Source organism: Polaromonas sp., from assembly GCF_012927485.1.
Taxonomy (GTDB): domain Bacteria; phylum Pseudomonadota; class Gammaproteobacteria; order Burkholderiales; family Burkholderiaceae_C; genus Polaromonas.
This window is the reverse complement of sequence record NZ_JABBPC010000035.1, coordinates 43,116-67,621: the sequence shown is the minus strand read 5'-3', so window position 1 is coordinate 67,621 and position 24,506 is coordinate 43,116. Positions and strand designations below refer to the sequence as shown.

Genomic DNA, 24,506 nt, shown 5'->3' with positions numbered 1-24,506 from the left:
GGAGGGATCAGAGTGAAGCGGGGTAACGCAAGGGGCTCACGGCGTGAGGACCGAGGAAACCAGCAGTTGGGTATAGGGATGCTGTGGGTCGTCGAGCACGCGGTCGGTCAGCCCCTGCTCCACGACCCGGCCGTCTTTCATGACCAGCATGCGGTGCGCCAGCAAGCGGGCGACGGCCAGATCGTGCGTCACAATCACCGCCGCCAATTGCAGTTGATCCACCAACTCGCGCAGCAGATCCAGCAGCCGCGCCTGGACCGAGACGTCCAGCCCGGTCGTCGGTTCGTCCATGAACACCAGGCGCGGATGGGTCACCAAATTGCGCGCAATCTGCAGCCGCTGTTGCATGCCGCCCGAATAGGTGTCGGGCAGATCGTCGATCCGGCCCACCTCCAGTTCGACGCGCTCCATCCAGCTCAGCGCTTCCGAACGCAGCTTACCGTAATGACGTGCCCCCAAGGCCATCATGCGTTCACCAATATTGGCGCCTGCGGACACGTTCATCCGCAAACCGTCGCGCGCATGCTGTTCGACAAAGCCCCAGTCGGTGCGCGCCAGCCAGCGCAAGCGTGCTTCAGACAGATGCGCCAGACTTGCCAGGCCCGCTGCGGCCGTGCCGGATTCGTCCCGCACGTCGTAATGCACCGACCCCTCGTCGCAGGCCAGACGGGCCGCCAGCAAACGCAGCAGCGTGGACTTGCCGGAGCCGGATTCACCCACCACCGCGAGCACCTCCCCCGGGTAAAGATCAAAACTAACGTCTCGGCAGGCCCAGCGCAAACGGCTCCCCTGCATGAACTGCTTGCCAGCGCCACGGACGGATAAAAGTAGCTTATTGGTCATGCCGCATCGCCTCCTGCCGCGGCCGCATGGGCGGGTTGTTGCCGTTCTACCAAAGCGTCCGACAGCTTCACGGCCTGTTGAACCCCCACTTGCCCGGCATCGCGTCGTTCGCCGCAGAAATCGCTGTCCGAGCAGACAAAAAGCCGGCTGCCTTCATCATCCACAATCATTTCGTCGAGAAAACTATCGGTGGCGCCACACAGCGCACAGGCATGCTCCCAGCGCTGCACCTGAAACGGATAGTCCTCGAAATCCAGGCTGCGAACGGCGGTGTAGGGCGGAATCGCGTAAATGCGTTTCTCCCGACCGGCCCCGAACAGTTGTAGCGCGGGGTTCATGTGCATCTTCGGATTGTCAAACTTGGGTATCGGCGAAGGCGAGGCAAGGTAGCGTTCGTTGACCAGCACCGGATAGTCATAGGTTTTGGAAATTGCTCCGAGTTGCGCGATGTCTTCATACAGCTTCACGTTCATCAGGCCATATTCCGCCAGCGCGTGCAGGGTAGTGGTTTCGCGGCGGCGCGGCTCCAGCCGGAAAAGAGGTTCCGGCATGGGCACCTGGTAAACGATGGTTTGCCCTTCCTTGAGCGGCTTTTCGGGGATGCGGTGGCGGGTCTGAATAATGGTGGCGTCGGCTGTTTTTTCAGTGGTCGGTACGCCGGTAGTGCGGGCGAAGAAACGCCGGATATTGACCGCATTGGTGGTGTCATCAGCGCCCTGGTCAATCACCTTGAGAACGTCCTTACGTCCGATGATGCTGGCCGTGACCTGAACGCCGCCGGTGCCCCAGCCGTAGGCGAAAGGCATTTCGCGTGAGCCAAAAGGAACCTGATAGCCAGGAATCGCAACCGCCTTGAGAAGCGCGCGGCGAATCATTTTCTTTGTCGTCTCGTCGAGAAATCCGAAGTTGTAATGCTGATCCATCAGGCGGCCTTCTGTTTCGTGGCAGCCTGGTTCGGGCCGGCTTGTTGATACTCTTTCTCAGCGCTATTCTGTTGCGCATGGACCGCACGGAGCTTGCGCACCAGTTCCAGCTCGGATTGAAAATCCACATAGTGCGGCAGCTTCAAGTGCTGCACAAAACCGGAGGCCTCAAGACTGTCCCCGTGCGACAGCACAAACTCTTGGTCTTGCGCAGGTGCTACGACCAACTCCCCGAACTCTCCGGCACGCAGGGCACGGTCAATCAGCGCCATCGCCATACTTTTTCGCTCCCCGCCGCCGAAGGCAAGGCCGTAGCCCTGCGTGAATTGCGGTGGCACCTCGCGGTTGCCGGCGAACTGATTGATCATCTGACACTCGGTGACTTCAACGTCACCGATGTCAATTGAAAATCCGAGTTCATCGGGAAGCAGCTCTACCGACACCGTGCCGCGCCGGATTTCACCGGCAAAAGGATGGGCGTTGGCATAGCCGCGCTGGGTTGAATAACCCAGTCCTAACAGCCAACCTTCGTCACTCCGCGCCAAGGCCTGCAGTCGTACCGGCCGCGCCGCTGGAAACATCAAGGGCTCGCGCGTCAGATCGCTAGGTTCACGCTCCGCCGTGGGGCGCGCCGTTTCGATCAGACCTTCACGCGCCATCAGCTCATTGACGCGCGGCATGGCGGTCGGCAACAGGTCTGTGGCTGAGGCCGATTCACCAGTACGGCTGGCCGTGTCGCCGTCCGCCAGCAAGGCAAAGTCGAGCAGGCGCTGCGTGTAGTCGTAGGTTGCCCCCAGAATCTGTCCGCCGGGGACGTCTTTGAAGGTGGCTGACACCCGGCGCACCAGTTGCATCTGCGCGGTATCGAGCGGAAGACTGTAGCCAAAGCGCGGCAATGTAGTTCGGTAGGCACGCAACAGAAAAATGGCTTCAATCAGGTCGCCGCTCGCCTGCTTGATCGCTAGCGCCGCCAGTTCAGGGTCGTACAGCGAACCCTCGGACATCACGCGGTCTACCGCCAGCGACAATTGCGCACGGATTTGCGCGACCGACAGTTCCGGCAGCGCGACATCGCCGCGACGCTGCTCGGCCAGCAAGCGCCAGGAGCTTTCGATGGCAGCAGCGCCGCCTTTGACTGCAACATACATGCTAGAGCCCTTCCAGACGCCGTACACGGGTCGTGCGCGGCAAACCCAACGCTGCGTCGGCGCAGGTGAACACGATGTCCACACCTTGGGGAAAGGCGGCGTGATTGACTTGCCATTGCGCCCAAAAATTATCGGCTAGCCCGGCAATCCGAACCGTCTGCATTTCCCGTATACCGGGTCCCCCCCATTCCACAGCCGGTCCGGCCTCCAGCGAAGGCACCTCCACCAGCAGCGTCGCAGAGCCCTCGGGCGAGTCTGCCGAGCCCGCTGCGAAGGTGTCGAGCGGCGGCAAAGTGGCGGCGTCGCCAAGCACCGCAAAAGCTGCCTCCCGTGGCGTGGCAGCGAGGGGTGCGCCCGTATGAAAGCGCAGCCATTCTGCGGCAGCGCGATTGTTTTGCTGCCACCACACGGCGGTGTCGCCATCGGTCAACGCCAACAGCAGGTGGGCCATCGCCGGACCGAGCGCCAGGCCTCTCAGTGGCTTGCCAAGGACCACCGGTCGCCCCGGCCGCGAGAGTGCATCAAGGACGCGGCGAAAGGCATTTTGGGCGTCATGCACCGGGTCTGCAAAACCGGCACTGAGTGAATTCCTTTGACTCATGCCTCGCCCCGGACAAACGTAAAAAACTCGACTTTGGACGAGGCCGCCGAGCGGCTGGTCGCATCTCGCTGCGCGTGCTGCTGCTGGGCTAGCGGTTCAATCACCTCGCGTTCAGTCCGGGCCTGTCGTCCCTCGTCTTGCAACAACGCATCAAAAATGGCAACCAGCTCAGTCTTGCGGCGGTCACGACCGAGCGCATAACCCACGCCCAGCGCGCCAGCACCGACCCGCAAGGCGCAGCGCGTTACGCTGGCCTCTCCGAGATTGAACGCATCGCCGGTGCCCCCGACACGCCCACGCAGCATGACCATGCCGGACTCGGCTGGCCTGACGTAGTCGATCGGTGGCAAGTCCGCCATCCGCATCAACGCGTCCTCGAGCGCCGGCCGGCTGGCTCTTGCGAGCACTCCCAGCCATTGCCTGCGTTGCTCATTGTTTGGAGTCATTGCCTGGTTTGTCATACAGATGTCTAAATCAGTCATTAGAGTTAAGTCAGTGGCCACCAGCACTCGCCGTGTGTTCTCGTAACGCCTAGTTCAACCGGACAACATGACCAAATGATGACAAGCGAACCTTCCCTTTTCAGCGCGCCCGGCCGGCGCAGTGGCGTCTCGGTCTGGAAGCAGATTGCGGATACGCTCCGCACCGAAATTCGCGATCGCGCTTTCACCGCAACCGGTCGCCTGCCCAGCGAAAATGAACTCGCCGCGCGCTTTGGGGTCAACCGCCATACGCTGCGCCAAGCCGTTGCGGCCTTGCAGGTCGATGGCCTGGTGCGCATCGAACCGGGACGCGGCATGTTTGTTCAGCACGAGTTGCTTGACTACGCGCTCTCGCGCCGAACCCGCTTCAGTGAAAACTTGCGTCGTCAGGGCCTGCTACCCAGTAACCAGTTACTGACAGCCCGGGAAATTCTGGCCCCTGAGCGCGCAGCGCATGAGCTCAAGCTGGACAAATCCGCGAAAGTACTGATGGTTGAAATGCTCGATGAGGCGAATGGTGAACCGATCGGACTGGCGACCGCCTATTACCCGGCGCTGCGATTCGCCGGCTTGCTCGACATGCTCCATAGCGACACGCACACCACGGAAATCCTGCGCCATTTTGGCGTTCAGGACTATGTTCGCGCGGAAAGTCGCATCACCACGCAAATGCCTTCGAGCGAAACCGCTCGGCTGCTGAAGCAGCTCAGCACCCGGCCGCTACTGTGTGTGGAGTGTCTGGATGAAGATATGCAGGGCCAGCCCATCAAGTACGGCGAGACGGTGTTTTGCGGCGACCGGGTTCAGCTCGTCGTCAGTGCAGGGGATCTCGCATGAGCGCGCGGTATGCGGTTTATTTTTCCCCAAAAAGGCACTCTCCCTGGTGGGAATTCGGTGCTCACTGGCTGGGTCGCAACGAATACGATCACAGCGCATTGCCGCAACCGCAGCTTGAAGATATCCCGCCGGCAGAGCTCGCACGAATCACCGCCGAACCCCGGCGCTATGGATTCCACGCCACCTTGAAACCGCCATTCCGACTGGCCGCCACGCATGACGAGACCGGCCTTCTGGCGCGCCTGCGCAAGCTTGCAAGCACCCTGGAGCCGGTCGTACTAAGCCCGCTGCGCGTAGCCACACTGGGCAATTTTGTGGCGCTCATTCCCGACACCAACCATGCCGGACTGCAGGCGCTTGCGAGCGCGTGCGTGCTTGAACTTGACGACTTCCGTGCAGCCCTTCGGGCGACCGACCTCGCTCGACGCGGCAACCTGAATCTCGATGCGCGTGAGGCCGAGTTGCTGGCCCTGTACGGCTACCCGTATGTCATGGATCGGTTTCGCTTTCACTTGACACTGAGCGGGCCGATGGAGAGTTCTGCAGCATCACGCGTCGGCCACGCGTTGACGGAAAGCGTGTCCCAACTCAACCGGGGCCCTGCGCTGTCGCTCGACCACCTGTGTCTTTTTGTCGAAAGAACGCCGGGGGCAGCGTTTCAGCGAATTGCTGACGTGGCGCTGTCCGCATGAGCGGGGCCTGGGTGTTTGTCTGTGGCCCGTCAGGAGCCGGTAAAGACAGCGTCATCGCCTCGGCGCGTCAGGCCTTGTCATCCCGGCAGACTATTGTGTTTTCACGCCGCCTGGTGACGCGCGCCATGCAGGCAGGTTCAGACCACGACCCCGTGACTGAATCCGACTTCCACGCGTTGGCGCAGGCCGGCGGCCTGTGCTGGCATTGGCAGGCGCATGGTTTTTTCTACGGCATTGGGCAACACTATGCGGCAGACGTGAACGCGGGACGCATCGTGGTGATAAACGGTTCCCGCAGCCACGTCAACCAACTCCCGCCTTTGCCGGGGGTGCGGGTGGTGCACATCACAGCAGCGCCAGACCAGTTGGCCGACCGCCTGAGGCAGCGCGGCAGGGACGGATCAAGTGCCGTCGCCGAACGACTGGCGCGCAACGCACGTTTTGAGGAAATGAAAGCAGACTGTGTGATCGTCAACGACGCGGAGTTGGCCGCCGCCGGACGCCGCTTGGCAGACTACCTGAGCGGCTCAGTCTAAAGTTTCCTTCCCGGTCGATGCCGGGCAGTAATCCCGTAGCTGCAAGAAGATAAGTCGAATGGCGCAATGGTGCTGCTACCACTAACTCGCGCTGCAGCCCACCTGCTGAGGACCCCGTTAGGCGGGTTGCAACGTACGCTGCTTCATTCGCAATAACCCGGCAATTTTTAAATTAACGCTTTGCGGATACGGGCCGAAATCAGGTCGATGACGCTCACCGTGATGACAATGATGATCATCACCGCGCAGGTTTCCGCGTACTGAAAGCTGCGAATGATTTCCCACAACACCACGCCGATACCGCCGGCCCCGACCATGCCCACGACTGAGGCCGAGCGCACATTGGACTCGAAGCGGTAAAGGGTATAAGAAATCCAAAGCGGAAGCACCTGGGGAATGACGCCGTAGAGTATTTCCTCCAGCGCATTGGCGCCAGTGGCGCGGATGCCCTCGACCGGCTGCGGGTCGATCGCTTCGACGGCCTCCGAAAACAGTTTTGCCAGAATGCCGGTGGTATGAATCCACAGCGCCAGCACGCCGGCAAACGGCCCCAGGCCCACGGCGACGATGAACAACATCGCGAACACCATCTCATTGATTGCGCGCGCTGCGTCCATCAGGCGTCGCACCGGTTGCCTGACCCAGACCGGCGCGATATTGGTTGAACACAACAAGGCCAGTGGCACGGCGCAGACCACGGCGATCGCGGTGCCCCAGAGCGCTATCTGCACCGTCACCACCATCTCCTGCAGGTAATAGCGCCACTCCCGGAAGTTGGGCGGAAAAAAACTGGCGGCGTACTCGACCATATTGCCCGAATCCCGCAGCAGATCGAGCGGACGCATGTCCGCACCTTTCCACGAGCCCGCCAGCAGCGCAATCAGCACGCCCCAAGCCATCAGGCCGAGCAGGTTGGCGCGCGGCACTTGGGGTAGCACTCGCAGCGACTCCACCGGAAGATGAGCAGGGGTACGCACCGGCAGGCTCAGTTCTTCGCCAGCTCGGCGAGCTTGCGGTCGATCTCGGTGAGCTTGCTTTGCTTCTCGGCAGCCGGCAGGGCAGCATCCGCCTCAAACTTGCTTTTTTCCTTGAAGAGTTCAAGTTGGCGAATCGGGATCAATTGCGCGTTGGTCGACGGCTTGAAGCCCGACAGCTTGGAAAGCTTCATCAGGTTGTCTTTTTCCTGCTGGGAACCCTTGCCATAGCTGTAGAAAAACTCTTTGATCTTCAGTTTTTCGGCCTCAGGGAGGTCTTTGCGCATCACCAGCGGGTCCAGCGGAATCAGGGGCGAGGTCCACACCGTGCGGAGGGCGTTGAACTTGTCGGGCATGGTCACCTTCAGCTTGTCCATGGTTTCACTGTTGCAGGTTGCGACGTCCACCTGTTTGTTGGCCACTGCCAGGGCGTTGCTCTCATGGTTCGCGCTGCGCGTGACCTTGAATGCAGTTTTGGCATCCAACTTGTTTATCGCAAAAACATAATAGGCAGGCACCAGGTAGCCCGAGGTCGAGTTGGGGTCGCCGTTGCCGAACGACAGATTTTTTGCGTTCTTGAGCACATCCTCCAGCGACTTGATCGGGCTGTCTTTGTGCACGAGGAGGTGTGAGTAGTAGCCCTGGGTGCCGTCGGCGTTAACCATCTGCGCGAACACCTCGCCGCCGGCCCGGTCCACAGCCTCCATCGCCGACTTGTTACCGAACCAGGCCACATGCACTTTGCCAAAACGCATTCCTTCGATGATGCCTGCATAGTCCGAGGCAAAGAAGGCATTCACTTTGTAGCCTGTCTTTTTAGCCATGTCTTCAAGCACGGGCTGCCAGTATGGCTTGAGATTCTGCGAGGATTCGGTCGAGATGATGCCGAAATTGAGTTCTTTCAATTCCTGCGCGCCTGCGGGCGCTGATGCGATCAGCGCAGTCACGGCCAGGCCGGCCAGCAGCTTTTTAATCATGAACAATTCCTTGGTAAGTTGAAACGAGCTGAAGTTCAGGCGGCCTGCGCCAGGGGCACCGGCCATGCGAGATGAGGGTGGGGTCTTGCTTTGTCTTCCAAGCTGGAAATTGCATCGCCAAGGGACAAGATGTCATCGGCTTCTGCCCCATACAGTTCCCGCAGCACCGCGGGCGTCAGCCCGATCGAGGGGCCGTCATAAACGACTTTTCCCTGATGCAGGGCGACCGTGCGGACGCAATACTTCATGGCGACATTGACTTGATGCAGCGACACCACCACAGTGCATTTATCTTCCCGGTTGACGCGTGCCAGGATATCCATGACCTTGCGCGACGACTCGGGATCAAGCGAGGCAATGGGCTCATCCGCCAGCACGACGTTGGCACCCTGCACCATCGCCCGTGCAATGGCGGCGCGCTGCTGTTGGCCTCCTGAAAGGGTGGAGGCGCGCTGAGCCCAACAGTCGGCAATACCGACGCGGCGCAGGGCTTCAATGCCGTTGGCCCTTTCCTGGGGTGTAAACCAGCGCGTCAGACTTCTCCACAATGGCATCCGGTGCAGCGTGCCGGCCAGCACATTGACGATCACCGGCAAGCGGCCCACCAGGTTGAACTGCTGAAAAACGAAGCCAATACCGGATCGAACCGACCGGATGTTGGAAGCAATTTTTCCGTTGCACTGCACCGTCCGGCCGTGAATGACGATCGACCCCGATGCCGACGTATCGCCCGCCATCAGGCCTGCCATATGCCGCAGCAAAGTGGATTTTCCGGACCCTGAAGCCCCGATCAGCGCCACCATTTCACCGGGGGCAATGCTCAGATCAATCCGCTGCAAGGCTTTGCGGCCATTGGCGAAGGTTTTGCTCAGTGTGTTGATTTGAATTGCAGCTTCCATCGTTTTTCCCGGTGTTGAAGCGCTTGAATCTAGGGCCGCAATGTGTCGTTTTCGTGTCAAGCCCTGACATTTCATCCCCCCTGCCACGGCGTAGCACAATAAGCCCCATGCCCTACCTCCCGCCTTTCATCGCCCCCATCCGCTACCACGACCCTGCTGCCGCGCTGGCACAGGTCCGGACCATTTACGAGCAGCAGATTGCCCATTTGCGCGAGGCCATGCAACGCTACGTAGCAGGTGAAACGCTGTCTGGCCATGTGCGCGCCTGCTACCCCTTCGTACGCATTCACACCGATACGGTGGCGCGCGCTATTCTTGAAACGCCAGACATTTCGCAACTCAGTTATGGCTTTGTGGCTGGGCCAGGCCACTATGAAACCACGCTGACCCGGCCTGACCTGTATGGCGACTATTACCTCGAGCAATTCCGGCTGCTGCTGCAAAACCATAACGTTGAACTGGAGGTGGGCACCAGTACCCAGGCGATTCCTATCCACTTCTCGTTTGCCGAGAATGACCACATCGAGGGCACGATGAGTGCGGCGCGCCGGCTCTTGATGCGGGATGTCTTTGACTTGCCCGACTTGGCGGCCATGGACGACGGCATCGCCAACGGAACGTTTGAACCGCGCCCCGGTGAGCCGCAACCGCTGGCGTTGTTTACCGCCGCGCGCGTGGACTACTCGCTGCAGCGTTTGCGTCACTACACCGGTACGTCGCCGGAGTGGTACCAGAACTTTGTACTGTTCACCAATTACCAGTTTTATATTGACGAGTTCGTGCGCTTCGGCCACGAGACGATGGCCGATCCCCACAGCGAGTACATCGCTTTTGTGGAGCCCGGCAATGTGGTGACGCGCCGCGTCGGTTTGCCCGCTCTGGCGGGCGACGAATTGGGGGTAGCGCCGCCGCGCCAGCCGCAAATGCCGGCTTACCACCTGCTGCGTTCGGACCGCACCGGCATCACGATGGTCAATATCGGCGTAGGGCCCGCCAACGCCAAAAACATCACCGACCACATCGCCGTGTTGCGGCCGCACGCCTGGATCATGCTGGGCCATTGCGCGGGTCTGCGCAATAGCCAGCAGCTTGGCGACTATGTGCTGGCCCACGGTTATGTGCGCGAGGACCACGTGCTTGACGAAGAACTGCCGCTGTGGGTGCCGATCCCCGCGCTGGCTGAAATCCAGCTGGCGCTTGAGCAGGCGGTACAAGACGTGACACACGCAGAGGGCCTGGAACTCAAACGCATCATGCGCACGGGGACCGTGGCCTCAACCGACAACCGCAACTGGGAGTTGTTGCCCAGCAACCTGGTGCAACGTCGCTTCAGCCAGAGCCGGGCGATCGCACTGGATATGGAAAGCGCCACCATTTCCGCCAACGGTTTTCGCTTTCGTGTGCCCTACGGGACCTTGCTATGTGTCAGCGACAAACCCCTGCATGGCGAAATCAAACTGCCGGGTATGGCCAACCATTTTTACCGCGAGCGCGTTGATCAGCACTTGCGCATCGGGATTCGCGCTATCGAACTGCTGCGCGGCCAAGGCATCAGCCAGTTGCATAGCCGCAAGCTACGCAGTTTTTCGGAGGTGGCATTCCAGTAGGCCCACGGTTTCGCGCTCGCGCGCGGGCCCTTCACCGGCCCGATCGCTGGGACGCCGCCACTTATTGACTCACCATGAACTGTCTGACCACTGCCTGGGCGGCTCACAAGGGCGAGTTACATAACTGGGCGCGGCGCCGCCTGAGTAATGCGGCGGAAGCCGACGACCTGATGCAGGACTTGTTCCTGAAAGCGCTGCGCCAGGGCGAACGCTTCTGCTCGGTCCACAACGCGCGCGCCTGGCTGTTTGAGGTGGCGCGCAACACGCTGGCCGATCAATTGCGCGTGGTCCGTGAGACGGTGGATTTACCCGAGGACTTGGCCACGCCGGCGGATGAAACGGACACCGTCGATAGCCTCACCTCCTGCCTGCCGCGGGTGCTGTTGGAGTTGAGCGACGAGGACCGCGACGCTATCACCCAGTGTGACCTGCAAGGCATACCTCAAGCGCAATTCGCCGCTGCGCGCGGGCTGAGCCTGAGCGCAGCCAAGTCACGCTTGCAGCGCGCACGCCTGCGACTGAAAGAGCGCATGACACAAGCCTGCCAGGTGCAGCTTGACGATGCCGGCCGCGTGGCGGATTTTGTGCCGCGCCATTAAACACAGGCTTCAACCCGAGCGTCGGGATAAGTGGCCCCCCTGCGCAAGCTCCTGAGCGACCGCGTGATGTCCGCGCCAGGGGTCGTCAGCAACGGCAAGGTGGTGCACGCCGGTGGTGTGCCCAGCCGCGAAAAAACCAGCCATGGCTCACGGTTACCGCCTGTACCCTTAACTGCTCGTTAGCGTTAGCGCACGCTGCGATTTGCCTGGATGCCGTAGCATAAGACGCATGAAACCTCTTTATCTTTCCCTCCGTGGGAGCAACCGGCGATGACGTTCCACGAACCGTTCCCTGATGCGCTGACCCACGGCGACTGGGCGGTATGACCGACACCTCTGCCACGCCGGCACCGACGACGCTTCGAGTCGCCGCGGGGTTTGCGTTGCTGTTCACGGTGTCGCTTGATCGCCGGGTCGGCCTGCTGGAGGTCACGGCGGCCGCTCACGCTGCGGCTCTGACACCGTTTTCAGCGCAAGAGGCGGCGACCTATCGGGCGTTGCGCTACGAAACCGAGAGCCATGTCCTGGGGCAGGCCTTCATTGAAGGGGGACGACTCACCCACCTACCGATGGGGCGCCTCACGCTAACCGCATCGCCGGACGATCCCCACGCGCCAACCGTAATCGACGTGCACTTGTTCACGCATATTTCCGGTGCCGCGCTGTGGGAGGTGTGGCAGCCAGGGCAGCCGCAAGATTTTGATGCAAAGCGCTTGATCTCCCGGCTTGACGAACATGCCGAAGGCAGCCTCGCAACGCGCGTCTGGCAGGCGCTGCTGCCGCTGAACCGGGCGCTCGGCGGAAGCCGCGCCTACCGACAATACTTGCCGTGCAGCGTCGTACGCTTGCCCCAACAGCCGTTGGCCGCCTTCACCGCCAGGCACTCCGCCGACATCGTCAGAATGCTGTGGCGCGACCGTTCGATGCGCGCGCTCAAGCCTGCGGTGATCGACGCCGAATTGGCGCGAGATTATTGCGCTCGCGAGGGGGGCATCACCCTACTGGGACGCCGCGCGGCACTCGACATTCACGACAGCGAAGACGACACCGCCCCAGAAGCCGTCGCGTCGGGCTTGCCGCCACGAAGCGCCGTGCCTTTCCTGGTCACGCTGGAGCTGCTGCTGGTCGAGCGCGCCGTGCTGCTACAACTCTACCAACGGCTCACCTTGTCCACGCCGGCCAGCATCGACGGTTTGCTCGAACTCAAGCAGCAAGTCACCGACGGGCTTGAGGAATACTACGGCGCGACCCTGGCGGCGACCCGCTTCGGCGATGCAGTGGCCGAGGACGGCGAGCGATTGCTTGGCATCGTCGAGCTCTACGACGCCCTGATGGATCGACTGGAAACGGTCAGCTTCGCGCTGACCACTCGCTATCAGCAGCGCATGACGCAAATGCAGTTCTGGCTCACGGTGGTGTTTGGTGCCACCGAAATTGGCTTTATCGCTGCCAGTATCGCCACCTGGCACTATCGCACCGGGCTCCCCGCCGTGCTGGCTTGGACGGTCGGCGCGACTGTCGTATCAGCAAGTATCTTGGTTGTGCTGTTGCGCCGGCGCATGGAACGACCATGACGCCGTATCAGACCCTGGTCTTCCTTCACCTCGGCGACGCCTGGATTTTTTTGACGAAGTACCGCGGTGTGTGAACTCTTGGCTCTTTTCAGTGGTCGCTAGGCTGGGAACGCGTCAGATTGCGCTGACCGTAGATTTGGTCATGCCGAATGGACCACCTGACGACACCTTTTTACGGCGAGGCGAGCAAACAGGTGCACGATAAATTCGTGATTGGGCACGGCACGCTGCAGGCGGTCGTACGCCTTTTACAAAGCCTTGCGGCTGACAGTATCCCGTTAGCCCATTAGCCAGTAACCCTACCCATCAACGCCCTTCTTTTAGACCCGACAGATCGGTCCTACCAACGCCGAGAACGGCAGTGTTCGCCAGGTAACAGACGCGCAAGCTGATTAAAGCCACACTATTTCTGTCACTCGTAAAGCCTTCAGCGCTCAATTCCGGGTTCTGCAGCCTGCGAAGTTTATGAAAGCACTTTCATATGGCGTACCAAAGCATCAACCCCTTTAATGGCAAAGTCGACAAGACGTTTAAGGAGCTGACAGACTCGCAGCTTGAACACGCTGTTGCCACAGCGCAAACCTGTTTCACCAGCTGGAAGACCAAAACCTACGCCGAGCGGGCCGTCATCCTTGAAAAAGCCGCCACACTGATGCGTGGACATGTGGACGACTTTGCAAAACTGGCGACGCTGGAGATGGGCAAGCGCATCAATGAGGCGCGAGGTGAAGTCAAATTCAGCGCCGACATTCTGAGCTACTACGCGCAGCACGCCGAAGCCTTTCTGGCCCCTCAAAAACTGCATCCTAAATCAGGTGAAGCGCATATGGAAAGCACGCCTTTTGGTGTACTATTTTGTGTAGAACCCTGGAATTTCCCCTACTACCAGCTGGCGCGCGTCGCTGGCCCGCAGTTGATGGCGGGTAACACGCTGGTGGTCAAACATGCCGGCTGTGTGCCGCAATGCGCGATGGCGTTTGAAAAACTGCTGCTGGATGCGGGCGCTCCGGCGGGCCTGTACACCAATCTGGTCATTTCGCATGAACAGTCAGAAAAGCTGATTGACGACGTACGCATCAAGGGCGTGGCCTTGACTGGCAGCGTAGTGGCCGGCCGCAGCATTGCAGCGCGGGCGGGTCAAAACCTGAAAAAGTCGTCTATGGAACTGGGTGGCAGCGACGCTTTTATCGTGCTGGACGATGCCGACCTGGCCAAAACCATTCCGTGGGCGGTGTGGGGTCGCATGTACAACGGCGGGCAAACCTGCTGCGCCGCAAAACGCTTCATCGTGCTGGAGTCGATTGCCGACAAGTTTATTGAGCAGTTCAAAACCGCCTTGTCGGCCTTGAAGGTAGGCGACCCGATGCTGGAGGCCACGACCCACGGACCGTTGTCCACCGAAGCGGCCTTGCTGCAACTGGTGCATCAGGTCGATGAAGCTGTGGTGCATGGTGCCAAGGTGCTGATGGGCGGCAAGCGCATAAAGCGGCCCGGCTCGTTCATGGAAATCACCATCCTGACTGACATCAAACCCGGCAACCCGGCTTTCAGGGACGAGTTTTTTGGCCCGGTGGTTTCATTTTTTCGCGTCAAAGACGAAGCAGAGGCAATTGCCCTGGCCAATGACTCTGACTTTGGTTTGGGGGGCTCGGTCTGGACCAAAAACGCCGCGCGCGGCAAGCGGGTGGCCAGCCAGGTTGACACCGGCATGATGTTTGTCAACAACATCGACTGGACCGACGCAGAACTGCCTTTTGGCGGTATCAAGGACTCCGGCTACGGGCGCGAGCTGGGCAATATGGGCATTCAGGAGTTTGTGAACAAAAAACTCGTGCGCACGGTGGTGATGGACGCACCCGCCTGAATCTGGAGACGTTCTGGTCAGCGGGAAATTGCCGGTCAGCGCTTACATGAACCCCTCTTCAAAATCATATTTCTGAGGGTTGTCGCATGCGCCGCGCTAGCTGCAGCAGTTTGCGCCTGAGACTGGGCGTGATGGGACGACCGCAACACCATGATGCGCACATGAACGTTGCCAGGTTGAAAGAAACGCACGCGGTTCACGGCCTCGGTTGAGTCGCCTGAAGCGCGATTTTCAGCTTTCTTTTTAGGTTTCGTTTCGGCAAGTAAGTTAACCTTAAGGACGACCCCATGAACCCCAAAATGCAAGCCGCTTTTGTAGAGCAATTCGGCCACCCGCTAGTCATTCGGGAAGTTGACATTCCCACACCCGGCCCGGGCCAGGTACTGGTCAAAACCGAGGCGTGCGGGGTCTGCCATACCGACCTGCATGCGGCTGAAGGCGACTGGCCGCTTAAACCCGGTTTGCCTTTCACGCCGGGGCATGAGGGTATTGGCATCGTCACGGCGTTGGGCGCGGGTGTTAGCGCAGTGAAGGAAGGTGACCGGGTCGGTGTACCGTGGCTGTATTCAGCCTGCGGGCATTGCGAATATTGCCTGGCCGCACGCGAACCGGTCTGCGCTGAGGCGCAGTTTGGCGGCTACACCAAAAACGGTGGTTTTGCCGAATACATCGTGGCTGACCCCAACTACGTTGCCCGCATTCCCGCTGGTCTTGCGGCACGCGCTGCGGCACCGCTGATCTGTGCCGGCCTCACGTCCTACAAAGGCATCAAGGAAACTCAGGCCAGGCCAGGCGAATGGGTGGTGATTTCGGGTGTAGGCGGCTTGGGGCATTTGGGCGTTCAGTACGCCAAAGCCATGGGTTTGCAGGTGTGTGCGGTTGACATCGACGACGGCAAGCTGGCCCATGCCAAAAAGCTAGGCGCCGATGCGCTGGTCAATGCCAAACAGGGCGACCCGGTTGCCGAGGTCATCAAGGCCACCGGCGGCGGCGCGCATGGCGTGCTGATTACCGCGCCATCGCTGCCAGCCTTTAAGCAAGGTGTGGGCATGACGCGCAAATGGGGTACCTGCGTGCTGGTGGGTATTCCGCCGGGTGAATTTCCCACACCGCTGTTTGACGTGGTGGCCAACTGCATCACGATTCGCGGCTCTTTTGTGGGCAGCCGCCGCGACATGGCCGAGGCGCTGGCTTTTGCAGCGAATGGCAAGGTCAAGGCCGATATTGAGCTGCAACCGCTGTCGGCCATCAATTCAGTGTTGCAACGCTTGAAAACCGGCGACGTGCCTTCGCGTGTGGTGCTTGAGTTTGCAGGTCGCTGAGCAGATGCAAGCTGAAGCCTCGACGGACATGAATCTGAAAACCGCCTTGCTTGACGTTAGCCAGATGGCGCAAGCCGATCGCCTGTCGGTCGCCGCTGGCATTTCAGGCGTACAGCTGATGCACAACGCAGGCAGGGCGGTAGCGCATGAAATCCTGCAGCGCTGGTCGCCGCGTGCCGTTACCGTGCTTTGCGGGCCTGGCAATAACGGCGGGGATGGTTTTGTGGTGGCGCTGCAGCTGCTGGATGCGGGTTGGCCGGTTCGGCTTGCCTTGCTGGGGGAGCGTAAAGATCTGGCAGGCGAGGCGGCCTACCACGCGGCGCATTGGCATGGGCCGGTCGAGCGGGTGTCGCACGCCGCGCTGCAGGGTGCAGAGCTGTTAGTCGACGCGCTTTTTGGCGCCGGTTTGACCCGCCCACTGCACGGCCCAGCCTTCGAGACGCTGGCCGCTGCCGCTGAAAAGCAGATCCCCATCGTGGCGATTGATGTGCCCAGCGGCCTCATGGGCAACACCGGCGAGGTCATGGGAGCGGTACCTGCAGTGTTGACAGTAACGTTTTTCCGCAAAAAGCCGGGGCACTTGCTGCTGCCGGGTCGGGTTTTGTGCGGCGAGCTGGTGGTGGCCGACATCGGCACGCCGACATCGGTTTGGACGCAGGTGGTGCCTGACACTTTTGAGAACGACCCGGCACTCTGGCGGACCTACCTGACCGAGCCGTTACCGGGCGGCAACAAATACACGCGTGGCCATGCACTGGTTTATGGCGCTTATCCCATGACCGGCGCGGCCCGGATGGCGGCGCGAGCCGCAGCGCGCATGGGTGCAGGGTTGACGACGATTGTGGTGCCCGAAGAGGCCTTGCCGGTTTACGCCGCCGCGCTAACCAGCATCATGGTGCAGCCGATGGCCGGACTGCCAGACCTGCTGCGTCTGCTGCTCGACAAACGCTTTACGGCGCTACTGATTGGCCCTGGCGCGGGTGCCAGTGAAAATACGCTCAAAGCGGCATTGGCCATGCTGGCAACGGGCCGCGCCACCTTGCTCGACGCCGATGCCATCACGGTTTTTGAACGCGACCCGGCGCTGCTTGACCGCGCCATCGTCGGACCCTGTGTCATCACCCCGCACGAGGGCGAGTTCGACCGCGTGTTTGATGCCACTGGCGACAAACTCACACGCGCCCGCGCTGCCGCCCGCCGCAGCGGCGCTGTGGTGGTATTGAAAGGCGCTGATACCGTGATTGCCGCGCCCGATGGCAGAGCGGTTATCAACACCAACGCACCGGCCACGCTGGCTACCGCAGGCGCGGGAGACGTATTGGGCGGCATGGTGCTGGGCTTGCTGGCTCAGGGCATGGCGCCCTTTCCGGCCGCCTCGGCCGCAGTGTGGCTGCATGGGGCTGCCGCCACGGCGTTTGGCCCTGGTCTGATGGCGGAGGATTTGCCCGATGCCTTGCCTGCGGTGTTGAGATCATTGTTTCAATAAAAACTGGCCGCAGCGCAATCGCTGCATGCACGAGCAGCTAAGTATTTAATATCAAAATGAAGGGGCAAAAGTAATGCACGCCATGGTTTTGAAACAAATCGGCGCTCCGCTTGAATGGACGGAGCTGGCAGATCGTTTGCCCGGTCCCGGTGAAATCCGGGTCAAAGTCACGGCTTGCGGCGTTTGCCGTACTGATTTGCATGTTGTTGACGGCGAACTGCCCGATCCCATGCTGCCGATCATTCCGGGCCACGAAATTGTGGGACGTATTGACGCAATGGGCGCTGGCGTGAAGGGGCTGCGGCTGGGTGAGCGTGTGGGCGTACCATGGCTCGGTCATACCTGCGGCGTTTGCCCTTATTGCAGGATGCAGCGTGAAAACCTGTGTGACCAGCCTCTGTTTACCGGTTACACCCGCGACGGTGGCTTCGCCACGGCAACCGTTGTCGATGCGCGTTTTGCATTTGCGTTGGGTGAATCGGGCGAAGATGTGGCACTGGCGCCCTTGCTGTGTGCAGGTTTGATTGGCTGGCGCTCTCTGGGCATGACAGACAACGCTAAAAATCTGGGACTTTACGGCTTTGGCGCGGCAGCCCATATCGTCGCCCAGGTGGCTCGCTGGCAGGGACGGCGGGTATTTGCTTTTACAAAACCAGGTGACGTGGCAACCCAGGCTTTTGCCAAAAGTCTGGGCGCAGTCTGGGCCGGCGGCTCTGATGACATGCCGCCAGAGCTGCTGGACGCGGCTATCATTTTTGCGACAGTTGGCAGCCTGGTGCCGATAGCGCTCAAGGGGCTGCGCAAAGGCGGGCGCGTGGTGTGCGCGGGCATACACATGAGTGACATTCCTGCTTTTGCCTACAAATTGCTGTGGGAAGAGCGGCAATTGTTGTCAGTCGCCAACCTGACGCGGCAGGACGGCATCGAATTCTTACAAAAAACTCCCGAAATGGGCCTGGTCACCAAAACCACGCGCTATGCGTTGAATCAGGCTAACCAGGCTTTGGCTGATCTGCGGGCGGGCCGGTTTGACGGCGCTGCGGTGTTGGTGCCTTGAAAGTTGGCGTATGAGTAACCCAACTGGATTGCTGCATAACCGACGCCGACTCCTGATACTCGGCGGTCTGATGGCTTTTTCAAGACGTGGTCACACGGATGGTGCGGAGACAGGCGCTGCGGAGCCGCAGCGATGGCGCGAGCAATTTGAACGGGAGGTCGATCACCGGCTTGACGTTCCAGTCGCCGATCAGCAGCAATACCTTGAACTATTGAAACTTTCCCTGGCAGCAGCGGCCATCACGGACACAACTGCGCAGGCCTTTGTGTTGGTTGATCGCAGTCCGAACGTGCAAGCCGCGTTTGTGGTGGTGAAAATACCCGCTGGCGGCTGGTTCTGGCTGGGTGCGACGGCGGTTTCCACCGGAAAAGTTGGTACTTTTGAGCATTTCACAACACCGCTGGGTGTCTTTCCACACTCACTGGACAGCCCCGACTTCCGCGCCGAAGGCACGCTGAATAAAAACCATATTCGTGGTTATGGCTTACGGAACATGCGGGTTTTTGATTTTGGCTGGCAGCTTGCCGAGCGCGGCTGGGGGGACGGTGGCAGCAGCAAAATGCGGCTGCAGATGCATGCCACCGACCCAAAAGTGCTGGAGCCCCGCCTGGGACGGGTTGAATCCGAAGGCTGTATTCGCATTCCGAGCACACTGAACGTCTTTATCGACAACCACGGCGTTCTCGATGCGGACTATGAAACGGCGCTGGCGAACGGGGAAAAATTGTGGGTGATCAAGCCTGGTCGTCAGATCGTGCCCTGGCCTGGTCGCTACATGGTGATTGTTGATTCGCAGGTGACTGAGCGACCTGCCTGGTCGCCGCTGCCCGGGTCAACGCTGCCACCTATTGCGCCGCCTCCGGTTTCACCAACCGAAGGACTTCCGGCTATTTGACTTCTTTGCCCAGCGCCACTCGAAACTCCTCCAGCTTTGCTTCATAGGCATCAGCCTCGCCGTAGGCCAGAAAGCGCTTGTAGCGTGAATGGGGAGCAAGAATTTTGCGGGCGTGTTTGATGGGGCAAAAGTATTGCTCTGTGCGCGCCAGAATTTCGGCCATGTAGCCCAGCAGGCCGTTGCCATATTCGCAGTAGGTGCAGTGAAACTTTTCAATGATGTTGAGGTAAGCCAGATGCCGCCGGTCAAACACCAGATAGTCTGAGCGCCGCACCTTGGCGATGCCATAGATCGGAAAACACGTCCACTGGTAGAAGCTGACGCAAATATCCAGCATCAACAAGGGAACCACCATGCCGTAGATCAGCGGCCCGGTAATCAGGTTTTGCGGCCGATCTGTCACCAGCCAGCGGAAAACATTGGTTTTGAGTTTGCGGTGCGCTTCTTTGACTGAATGCTCAAACTCGACACGCTTGCCCTTGATCTCAAAAAACACCCGGCTTTCCTGTTTATGCACGGCGGTTTGCAGTTCAGCCTCCAGCGCAGCCATTTTTTGAAGCAGATCGTTGATTTGTTCGTTCATGGAAAACCAGCATACCTCACCGCCGCGATGATCCGCACCCTCGCAGCTGCAACGCCGTTGTCGGCATGCTGCTTGACGAGAAAACCTGCGCGACTTGCCACATCATTGTCAACATCAGTAACTGGTGGCGGGGTCACAAAGCGCTGGTATTGCCGCCGTCGATCACCGGTGTGAACAGTCCCAGCGCCTCTTTCATGCAGTCCATGTAAACGATGGGGTACAGCGCATCGAGCGGGCGCGACTGCCAGGGCTTTGACTTCATCCAGAACGGCGTCGGTCACCGAGGAAATCAGCGTGGGCGAGACCTCGGCGACGTACAGCTCCTGCAAATGGCTTTGAATCTCGCGCACCGTCATGCCCCGTGCGTACAGCGACAGTATCTTGTCGTCAAAGCCGCTTCCTGCGGGTCTGGTGCTTGGTGATGAGTCGAGGCTCGGACGTCCCGGCTCTGTCGCGTGGGATATCAATGGGCAGTGAGCCAAAGTCGCCTTTGAGCGTTTTCTGGCTACACCCGTTGCAGGTGTTGCCTGCTTCGTTGGCCACCAGCTGGTTCTTGTCATGCCCAGGTGGTCAGTCACCTCGGCTTGCAGTGCCCGCTCGACCAGGGCCTTTGTGAGCTGCTTCAAGAGGCCGTTCTGGCCTATCCATTCTTCGGGTCTCTTGTAGTCCGCCAGTAGTCCGTCAATCAGGTCCACGGGTAAGCGGTTTCATGTCTACGATCATCGTTGCTCCATGCAAGACAGCAGCTTCCTGCCTAAAGACCGTTTACACAAAACTTCGTACACCCCCGATTCGGCCTCTGAGGTAAGTGCGAATTGGCATTCGTTTTCGGTGTTGCAGAAATGCATCCGCATACTCGCGGGTGAACTGATAACTTCAGGCAGGGTGCGAGTCCCCGCGTGCTCCGTCTCTCAAGAGGTCACACACCACGGTGCAGCGTTATGCACCAGTCCCATCCACAAGGCCCAGCCGGAGGTCGCCGCCAGCGCCAGCCCGGCCAAGCGGATGCCCCACTCCCCTGTCCCACCGCCACGCAGGCGCAGTAGCAACCAGGGGCCGATCATCAAGGACACGCTGCTGCCGAGCGCAAACAGCGCCATGGTCAGCGCGCCATCCAGCGGACCACCGCTAAGCGCCGCCACCAAGAGAGCAGAGTAAAGCAGGCCGCATGGCATAAAAGCCCAAAGCAGACCAACACCAAGTGGCGCGCCCCGCCCCCAGACGGCATGGAGATCGCGCACTTTGTTCCAGACCCGCTTGGCAGTCGTGTCCAACCAGACCGGCTGACGGGCCAACAACAAGAGCGTAAGTCCCAGCACCATCGCGGCCACATGAAACATGGTCCAAACCGGTCGCATGACGGCCGTTTGGGTGGTTAGCCAGCCCATACCCTGCATGGAGGCGGCCGCCACAGCGCCCAAGGCCGAATAGCTGACCAAACGGCCTGCCTGGAAGGTCCAGATGGCTGAGGTGCTGTTTTTGCCCGCGGCCTTGCCGATGCCGGCGCAGGCCGCACCGCACATGGCAATGCAGTGAGGCCCGCCAGCTAGCCCCATAAGCAATGCCGTCACAGCCAGAGATGTTTGCATGATCCAGTTTTAGATGATCTTCGAAAACCTTGCACGCGTACGGTCAGCCTGAAGGTAACGATCAAACACCATCGCGACGCCGCGCACAAAGAACCAGCCCATGGCCGTGACCAGGATGCTGGTATCGTTGATCTCGATTAAGCCCTGCTCTTCCATAGAACGCAAGGTCACTAGTTCAGCGGCGAAGTAGCTTTTGAAATCAATGAGGTGGGCAAGCTCGATCGACTCGAACGGCAACTGACCATGGCACATCAGCGCCATGATGACCGTACGCCGCACCAGATCGTCACGCGTAAGGGCCAAGCCCCTCACCACCGGCAGACGACCCTGATCTAGAAAGTCGCAATACTCTTCCATAGTCTTTGCATTCTGGCTGTAGGTCGCGCCTACTTTGCCAATGGCAGATACGCCAAGACCAATCAAGTCACAGTCTGGCTGCGTGCTGTACCCTTGGAAATTGCGGTGCAACCGTCCTTGGCGCTTGGCCACAGCCAGTGAATCGGTAGGCAAGGCGAAGTGATCCATGCCCACGTAGACATAGCCAGCACTCTGCAGCGCGGAAAGCGAACGCGACAGCATGGACACTTTGGTCCCCCCGGTGGGAAGCTCGCTGGTTTGGATATGTCGCTGCGGCTTGAATCGCTCCGGCAGATGTGCGTAGGCGTACAACGCGATCCGGTCTGGTCGCAATTGAATAATCTGTTCAAGCGTGCGATCAAACGATTCCGGCGTTTGCTGAGGCAGGCCGTAAATCAGATCAACATTGATCGACTCGAAACCAAGAGTGCGCGCCGACTCGACCAGAGCGAACACCTGCTCCGCCGGTTGGACCCGATGGACGGCCTTTTGCACGGCAGGGTCGAAATCCTGAACACCAAAGCTCAGCCGGTTGAAACCCAACGCGGCCAGCTTGGCAAGCCGTGCAGCATTCACGGTGCGGGGATCGACTTCAATGGAGTATTCCCCCCCCGGTGCAAACGTAAAGCTGCGCCGCAGCATCGTCATCAATTCCTGCAGTTCGCTGTCGCTCAAGAACGTAGGCGTACCCCCCCCCAGATGCAGCTGACTGATGGTCTGGCCAACGCCTAGATGGGCGGTGTGAAGATCAACCTCCCGACTCAGGTAACACAAGTAAGCTGCGCCACGATCATGATGCTTGGTGATGATCTTGTTGCAGGCGCAAAAGTAGCACAGCGATTCGCAAAAAGGGATGTGCACATAAAGCGATAACGGCAACACCATGGCTCGCGCTCCGTCGCGACGCTGCTCCAGCGCCTGGGTAAAGTGATCGGAGGTAAATGCCTCAACAAAGCGGTCTGCGGTGGGGTAGGAAGTGTATCGCGGACCCGACACGTCAAAACGCTGAATCAATTCTGGAGAGAGGGTGGGCATACAATCGGTTGTAATAGCGTTCATGACAGCACGTAGGCACATGTACCCATGGACACAGAATAGAAGTATCCAATGTGCCGCGAAACGCGCAGTGCCTTCTTGACGTAGATCAACAGCAAACAAAGTCCGGCGTCAGACAACGAACCCCTCTCAGGAGAATGCTATGTTTGATGTCACTCAGTCAGCCTTGGGGATGGGGCAACGACCAGACGCCACCGGCGATGCCAAAATTTTGCCTATGAATTCACATGCCATCAAGGTCGCCTGCTCAAACTGCAACCTGCGTGAATTGTGCATGCCGATGGGCCTGAATGCCGACGAACTGCAGAGAATCGATGAAGTCGTTGCCATCCGCCGCAAGGTCAAGCGGGGGGTGAGGCTGTACAGCAATGGCGAGAAATTCGCTTCGCTGTATGCGATTCGAACGGGCTTCTTCAAGACCTGTATTACCACCGAAGATGGACGCGATCAGGTAACGGGCTTTCAAATGGCAGGTGAAATTATCGGTCTGGATGGTATCGTGAACGACCATCACACCTGTAACGCCGTGGCGCTGGAAGACGCCGAAGTATGCGTCATGCCATTTGATCGTATAGAGGAACTTTCACGTGAGATCACGGCCTTGCAGCGTCATGTACACAAAATCATGAGCCGAGAGATCGTGCGTGAGCACGGCGTGATGCTTTTGCTCGGTAGCATGCGCGCCGAAGAGCGTCTGGCCGCATTCCTGCTCAACTTGGTACAACGCTTACACGCCCGCGGATTCTCGCAGTCAGAACTCCTTTTGCGCATGACGCGCGAGGAAATCGGCAGCTATCTCGGTCTGAAACTTGAGACGGTGAGCCGAACCTTCTCAAAGTTCGTAGAAGACGGCATCGTGGAGGTCAAGCAACGACATGTCCGCATCATGGACACCAGTGCCTTAAAGCTGATCGTAAACAACAATCAGCAACCTTGTCCTTAAAGCCCGTTCAGTTCCTGACGATTTGGGCGTCAAGTAGCCGACCCCGCCTGAATCTAGCAACTTCCACCGTCTTTGGGGCAACCCTCTGGACGTGCATCGACCGGCAACGGACAGCGATTAACTTCGACAGAAGATATACCGAGTAGCGTCGTCAACGCACTGGCGCCCATGGTGAGAATCCAGAAAGCGAAAAAGGCAAGGGTGTAGAAACTTTGACGAGACATTGTCAGCGGATGACCAAACCACTGCAGGTCCCGCGGATCCACCACCGCAAACACCATCACTTCAATCAGCCCGGCGACGAGAAAGGCGGGCCAGACAATCCACATTAATCGACGGGCTAGCATGTTCTTTATGTATCTTGTAAAGGTTATAGGTTAACTCAGAACTTCACGGTTTTGGTGTCTCAGAAACACCGGTTGCCGCATGGTTCCGGGCTTGCATTGCGGGTGCCAAGTTCGAAGCAGAACCCGTATCCGGCTTATCGACTAGCTCTGCCTGACGCCGTACATCGGCAGTAATTACAGGATCCGGAATAGTGATAGCCAAATACAAGGTGATAAATGAGGCCACTACCACAATCGCTGGCCCGGCAATTACCAGCCACACATGGCCGAACTGCCACCAGCGTTCTGTTTGTTTGTCTTGCATTACGGTTCCAT

General features: G+C 59.5%; 27 protein-coding genes and 1 pseudogene. 14 read left to right on the top strand and 14 right to left on the bottom strand.

Going from position 1 to position 24,506, the window contains the following annotated elements; translation table 11 throughout:
* Positions 1-36 precede the first annotated feature (36 nt).
* From phnK to phnG, 5 genes are read right to left on the bottom strand one after another with little or no spacing between them, the layout of a single operon-like run.
* Complete coding sequence (gene phnK / locus HHJ16_RS14055) at positions 37-843, bottom strand: phosphonate C-P lyase system protein PhnK (protein ID WP_296901558.1); 807 nt, start codon at positions 841-843, stop codon at positions 37-39.
* Positions 840-1,766, bottom strand: coding sequence for an alpha-D-ribose 1-methylphosphonate 5-phosphate C-P-lyase PhnJ (locus tag HHJ16_RS14050; RefSeq protein ID WP_296901556.1), 927 nt, complete (start codon positions 1,764-1,766; stop codon positions 840-842). Before HHJ16_RS14050 ends, phnK begins: the two co-directional genes overlap by 4 nt.
* Entirely contained in the window at positions 1,766-2,914 is a 1,149-nt protein-coding gene (locus HHJ16_RS14045; protein ID WP_296901554.1) for a carbon-phosphorus lyase complex subunit PhnI, read from the bottom strand. Before HHJ16_RS14045 ends, HHJ16_RS14050 begins: the two co-directional genes overlap by 1 nt.
* Before the next feature lies 1 nt (position 2,915).
* Positions 2,916-3,515, bottom strand: coding sequence for a phosphonate C-P lyase system protein PhnH (gene phnH / locus HHJ16_RS14040; RefSeq protein ID WP_296901553.1), 600 nt, complete (start codon positions 3,513-3,515; stop codon positions 2,916-2,918).
* Positions 3,512-3,961 carry a phosphonate C-P lyase system protein PhnG gene (gene phnG, locus HHJ16_RS14035; protein WP_296901551.1) on the bottom strand — a complete coding sequence of 150 codons (450 nt, stop codon included), beginning with the start codon at positions 3,959-3,961 and terminating at the stop codon, positions 3,512-3,514. The genes phnH and phnG overlap by 4 nt, the downstream gene beginning before the upstream one ends.
* A 114-nt stretch (positions 3,962-4,075) precedes the next feature.
* On the opposite strand from phnG, the gene phnF reads away from it, so the two are divergent.
* Genes phnF through phnN form a run of 3 tightly spaced genes read left to right on the top strand, consistent with a single transcriptional unit; the run spans position 4,076 to position 6,062 of the window.
* Positions 4,076-4,834 carry a phosphonate metabolism transcriptional regulator PhnF gene (gene phnF / locus HHJ16_RS14030; RefSeq protein WP_296901550.1) on the top strand — a complete coding sequence of 253 codons (759 nt, stop codon included), beginning with the start codon at positions 4,076-4,078 and terminating at the stop codon, positions 4,832-4,834.
* Positions 4,831-5,526, top strand: a complete 696-nt coding sequence (locus HHJ16_RS14025; RefSeq protein WP_296901548.1) for a DUF1045 domain-containing protein — start codon at positions 4,831-4,833, stop codon at positions 5,524-5,526. The genes phnF and HHJ16_RS14025 overlap by 4 nt, the downstream gene beginning before the upstream one ends.
* Positions 5,523-6,062, top strand: a complete 540-nt coding sequence (gene phnN / locus HHJ16_RS14020; protein WP_296901546.1) for a phosphonate metabolism protein/1,5-bisphosphokinase (PRPP-forming) PhnN — start codon at positions 5,523-5,525, stop codon at positions 6,060-6,062. The genes HHJ16_RS14025 and phnN overlap by 4 nt, the downstream gene beginning before the upstream one ends.
* Before the next feature lie 167 nt (positions 6,063-6,229).
* On the opposite strand, the gene phnE is transcribed toward phnN, so the two are convergent.
* From phnE to phnC, 3 genes are read right to left on the bottom strand one after another with little or no spacing between them, the layout of a single operon-like run.
* Positions 6,230-7,015, bottom strand: coding sequence for a phosphonate ABC transporter, permease protein PhnE (gene phnE / locus HHJ16_RS14015; protein ID WP_296901858.1), 786 nt, complete (start codon positions 7,013-7,015; stop codon positions 6,230-6,232).
* A gap of 32 nt (positions 7,016-7,047) precedes the next feature.
* A complete protein-coding gene (gene phnD, locus HHJ16_RS14010; protein ID WP_296901545.1) occupies positions 7,048-8,013 on the bottom strand; it encodes a phosphonate ABC transporter substrate-binding protein in 966 nt (321 codons plus the stop codon).
* 35 nt (positions 8,014-8,048) lie between these two features.
* Positions 8,049-8,912: a phosphonate ABC transporter ATP-binding protein gene (gene phnC / locus HHJ16_RS14005; protein ID WP_296901544.1), complete on the bottom strand. Its 864-nt coding sequence runs from the start codon at positions 8,910-8,912 to the stop codon at positions 8,049-8,051.
* 107 nt (positions 8,913-9,019) lie between these two features.
* On the opposite strand from phnC, the gene HHJ16_RS14000 reads away from it, so the two are divergent.
* The 10 genes from HHJ16_RS14000 (at position 9,020) to HHJ16_RS13955 (ending at position 19,316) form a co-directional block, all read left to right on the top strand.
* A complete protein-coding gene (locus HHJ16_RS14000) occupies positions 9,020-10,519 on the top strand; it encodes an AMP nucleosidase (protein WP_296901542.1) in 1,500 nt (499 codons plus the stop codon).
* 74 nt (positions 10,520-10,593) lie between these two features.
* Positions 10,594-11,118 carry a sigma-70 family RNA polymerase sigma factor gene (locus tag HHJ16_RS13995; protein ID WP_296901541.1) on the top strand — a complete coding sequence of 175 codons (525 nt, stop codon included), beginning with the start codon at positions 10,594-10,596 and terminating at the stop codon, positions 11,116-11,118.
* Positions 11,119-11,184: 66 nt separating this feature from the next.
* Positions 11,185-11,301: a hypothetical protein gene (locus HHJ16_RS13990; protein ID WP_296901857.1), complete on the top strand. Its 117-nt coding sequence runs from the start codon at positions 11,185-11,187 to the stop codon at positions 11,299-11,301.
* 140 nt (positions 11,302-11,441) lie between these two features.
* Positions 11,442-12,692, top strand: a complete 1,251-nt coding sequence (locus HHJ16_RS13985; RefSeq protein WP_296901539.1) for a hypothetical protein — start codon at positions 11,442-11,444, stop codon at positions 12,690-12,692.
* 149 nt (positions 12,693-12,841) lie between these two features.
* Positions 12,842-12,982 (top strand): hypothetical protein, encoded by a 141-nt coding sequence (locus HHJ16_RS13980; RefSeq protein ID WP_296901537.1) that lies wholly within the window; start codon positions 12,842-12,844, stop codon positions 12,980-12,982.
* Between the two features lie 191 nt (positions 12,983-13,173).
* Positions 13,174-14,556 (top strand): NAD-dependent succinate-semialdehyde dehydrogenase, encoded by a 1,383-nt coding sequence (locus HHJ16_RS13975; protein WP_296901536.1) that lies wholly within the window; start codon positions 13,174-13,176, stop codon positions 14,554-14,556.
* A 287-nt stretch (positions 14,557-14,843) separates the two neighbouring features.
* A complete protein-coding gene (locus HHJ16_RS13970; RefSeq protein WP_296901534.1) occupies positions 14,844-15,878 on the top strand; it encodes a zinc-dependent alcohol dehydrogenase in 1,035 nt (344 codons plus the stop codon).
* Between the two features lie 28 nt (positions 15,879-15,906).
* Complete coding sequence (locus HHJ16_RS13965) at positions 15,907-17,364, top strand: NAD(P)H-hydrate dehydratase (protein ID WP_296901533.1); 1,458 nt, start codon at positions 15,907-15,909, stop codon at positions 17,362-17,364.
* Between the two features lie 73 nt (positions 17,365-17,437).
* Positions 17,438-18,421 (top strand): zinc-dependent alcohol dehydrogenase family protein, encoded by a 984-nt coding sequence (locus tag HHJ16_RS13960; protein WP_296901531.1) that lies wholly within the window; start codon positions 17,438-17,440, stop codon positions 18,419-18,421.
* 10 nt (positions 18,422-18,431) lie between these two features.
* Positions 18,432-19,316, top strand: coding sequence for a murein L,D-transpeptidase (locus HHJ16_RS13955; RefSeq protein ID WP_296901530.1), 885 nt, complete (start codon positions 18,432-18,434; stop codon positions 19,314-19,316).
* Here HHJ16_RS13955 and HHJ16_RS13950 read toward each other — a convergent pair.
* From HHJ16_RS13950 to hemN, 4 genes and pseudogenes are all read right to left on the bottom strand, one after another.
* Positions 19,309-19,899: a hypothetical protein gene (locus HHJ16_RS13950; RefSeq protein ID WP_296901529.1), complete on the bottom strand. Its 591-nt coding sequence runs from the start codon at positions 19,897-19,899 to the stop codon at positions 19,309-19,311. The two genes, HHJ16_RS13955 and HHJ16_RS13950, sit on opposite strands and share 8 nt — an antisense overlap.
* Positions 19,900-20,095: 196 nt before the next feature.
* Positions 20,096-20,594 (bottom strand): annotated as a pseudogene (locus HHJ16_RS13945) (transposase); the annotation flags it as partial.
* 216 nt (positions 20,595-20,810) lie between these two features.
* Complete coding sequence (locus tag HHJ16_RS13940; RefSeq protein ID WP_296901527.1) at positions 20,811-21,488, bottom strand: sulfite exporter TauE/SafE family protein; 678 nt, start codon at positions 21,486-21,488, stop codon at positions 20,811-20,813.
* A gap of 9 nt (positions 21,489-21,497) precedes the next feature.
* On the bottom strand, positions 21,498-22,880 hold the full coding sequence (hemN, locus tag HHJ16_RS13935; RefSeq protein ID WP_296901525.1) for an oxygen-independent coproporphyrinogen III oxidase: 1,383 nt from the start codon (positions 22,878-22,880) through the stop codon (positions 21,498-21,500).
* 238 nt (positions 22,881-23,118) lie between these two features.
* Between hemN and fnr the strand changes: the two genes are divergently transcribed.
* A complete protein-coding gene (gene fnr, locus HHJ16_RS13930; RefSeq protein ID WP_296901856.1) occupies positions 23,119-23,844 on the top strand; it encodes a fumarate/nitrate reduction transcriptional regulator Fnr in 726 nt (241 codons plus the stop codon).
* 53 nt (positions 23,845-23,897) lie between these two features.
* Here fnr and HHJ16_RS13925 read toward each other — a convergent pair whose 3' ends face one another.
* A complete protein-coding gene (locus tag HHJ16_RS13925) occupies positions 23,898-24,191 on the bottom strand; it encodes a hypothetical protein (protein ID WP_296901523.1) in 294 nt (97 codons plus the stop codon).
* A gap of 43 nt (positions 24,192-24,234) precedes the next feature.
* Complete coding sequence (locus HHJ16_RS13920) at positions 24,235-24,495, bottom strand: nitrogen fixation protein FixH (RefSeq protein WP_296901521.1); 261 nt, start codon at positions 24,493-24,495, stop codon at positions 24,235-24,237.
* Between the last annotated feature and the right edge of the window lie 11 nt (positions 24,496-24,506).